The organism is Acidovorax sp. HMWF018 (genome assembly GCF_003061035.1).
GTDB lineage: Bacteria > Pseudomonadota > Gammaproteobacteria > Burkholderiales > Burkholderiaceae_C > Acidovorax > Acidovorax delafieldii.
This window is the reverse complement of the sequence record NZ_QAIM01000405.1, coordinates 1-1,954: the sequence shown is the minus strand read 5'-3', so window position 1 is coordinate 1,954 and position 1,954 is coordinate 1. Positions and strand designations below refer to the sequence as shown.

The 1,954-nt window shown below is 69.5% G+C and carries 2 protein-coding genes and 1 pseudogene; 1 reads left to right on the top strand and 2 read right to left on the bottom strand.

Annotated features, from left to right (window positions below; translation table 11 throughout):
* A partial coding sequence (locus tag DBR23_RS30845) for a diguanylate cyclase domain-containing protein (RefSeq protein WP_233250500.1) occupies positions 1-221 on the top strand: 221 nt, incomplete at its 5' end.
* 21 nt (positions 222-242) lie between these two features.
* On the opposite strand, the gene DBR23_RS16415 is transcribed toward DBR23_RS30845, so the two are convergent.
* Positions 243-1,028: an ATP-binding protein gene (locus tag DBR23_RS16415; RefSeq protein ID WP_199227729.1), complete on the bottom strand. Its 786-nt coding sequence runs from the start codon at positions 1,026-1,028 to the stop codon at positions 243-245.
* Between the two features lie 187 nt (positions 1,029-1,215).
* Positions 1,216-1,954 (bottom strand): annotated as a pseudogene (locus DBR23_RS16410) (DapH/DapD/GlmU-related protein); the annotation flags it as partial.

Genomic DNA, 1,954 nt, shown 5'->3' with positions numbered 1-1,954 from the left:
CCATTGCCCAGCGCATCCGCGAGCAGACCGAAGGCGTGCGCCTGCGCAGCCTGCCCGAATTGCGCATCACCAGCAGCATCGGCGTGGCCCCGGCCGACCACCGCCACAGCAGCCTGCGTGCGTGGATCGACGCGGCGGATGCGGCGCTGTACGTCGCCAAGAACGGCGGACGCAATCAGGTGGCGGGGTGCATGGAACCGGCGCTGGTGCCGGCGGTGTAGCCACCAGCACTGCGTGCAGGTTCAGGACTCGTCGCTGGCGACTGCAGGATTCACAGGCCACTGCACCTGCACCGTGCAACCGCCCCCCAGGACCGCCGTCGCACTGATTTGTGCGCCGTGGCGCTGCGCAATGGCACGGCACAGCGCGAGCCCTGTGCCCACGCCCTCGAACTCGGTCTCGCGGTGCATGCGCTGGAACACGCCAAACAAGCTGCCCGCGCGCGCCGGGTCAAAGCCCACGCCGTTGTCCTGCACGGTGAAGGCGCCCTGGCCTGCGGGTGCCGCGTCCGCCGACACCGTGATGCACGGGTGCGCCACGGAGCGCGTGAACTTGAGGGCGTTGCCCAGCAGTTGCACCAGCAGATCCTGCAGCAGCGTCGGGTCGGCCCACAGCGTGGGCAAATCGGCACCCACCCGCCATTCCACCGCGCGTCCGGCCTCGGCCGGGGCCAGTGTGGCGCGCGCCTGGGCAAAGGCATCGGTCAGCGGCACGGGCTGCAGGCGCAGCAGCGCACGGCTGGCACGCACCAGGGCGTGCAGGCCGTCGATCATGAGCCCCATGCGCCGAGCCGAGTGGTCCATGGTGGCGAGGAAGCCCAGGGCCTCTTGCACCTCAGCACCCTGCACCACCTCGGGCGGCAGGTCGCCCAACACATCGCGCACCAGCGTTCCGTAAGACGTCACGTGCCGCAGCGGCGCGCGCAGGTCGTGCGAGACGGCGCGCAAGAACTCCTCTTGCGCAGCCGCCATATCGGCCACCTGCTGCTGGCTGCGGGTCAGTTCGGCGCGCAGCTGTTCGGGGGTCATGTCTGCACCAGCCACTTTCATCTCCCGCCGCAGACCACAGATGTGTGCACGGCACAACGAGGCGCCAACGCGCTACGCACGAAGACGAAGGCGCAGGCGCAGGCGAGGACAGCCAGCAAGGGCCGCCCCGCAGCAAAGGCTGTCGTCCCCCTGGAGGGGGAAGGCGCGAAGCGACTCAGGGGGTGCTTCATTTTTTCGGGCGGGACCAATTGGCAATGCTGACTTGCTTGCCCCGCGCCACGCTCAACGCGCCAGGCGCCGTGCTCTTGGTGATGGTGCTGCCGCCGCCCACCGTGCCGCCAGCGCCAATGGTCACAGGCGCCACCAGCACGCAGTTGCTGCCCACATGCACGTCGGCCTCGATCACCGTGCGGTGCTTGTTGGCGCCGTCGTAGTTGGCGGTGATGCTGCCTGCGCCGTAGTTCACGCGCTCGCCCACCGTGGCGTCGCCCAGGTAGGCCAGGTGGTTGGCCTTGGCGCCGTCGGCCAGCGTGCTGTTCTTCACTTCCACAAAATTGCCGATGTGCACTTCGCGGCCCAGTTGGGCGCCGGGGCGCAGGCGGGCAAAGGGGCCGATCAGCGCGCCCTCGCCCACGGTGGCTCCAGCCTTTTCGCCGTCGATGTGGGTGTATGGGTGGATCACCGCGCCTGCTGCGATGCGCGCATTGGCAATGCAGCAGTTCGCGCCAATGCTCACGCCCTCGCCCAGCTCCACGCGGCCGGTGAAGACGCAGTTCACGTCGATCTCCACGTCCTGCCCGCAGACCAGTTCCCCGCGCACGCCGGTGCGGGTGTCGTCGCGCACATCGAAGCGGGCGGGGTCGGCCAGGCGCACGCCCTGCTCCATCAAGGCTCGGGCCTGGCGCAGCTGGTGGGCACGCTCCAGCTCGGCCAGTTGCAGCGGGCTGTTGACGCCTGCCACCTGC

What these genes read in the sequence shown, in the direction of transcription:
- DBR23_RS16415 (WP_199227729.1), bottom strand. Translation starts at nt 1,028, where the DNA reads ATGACCCCCGAACAGCTGCGCGCCGAACTGACCCGCAGCCAGCAGCAG.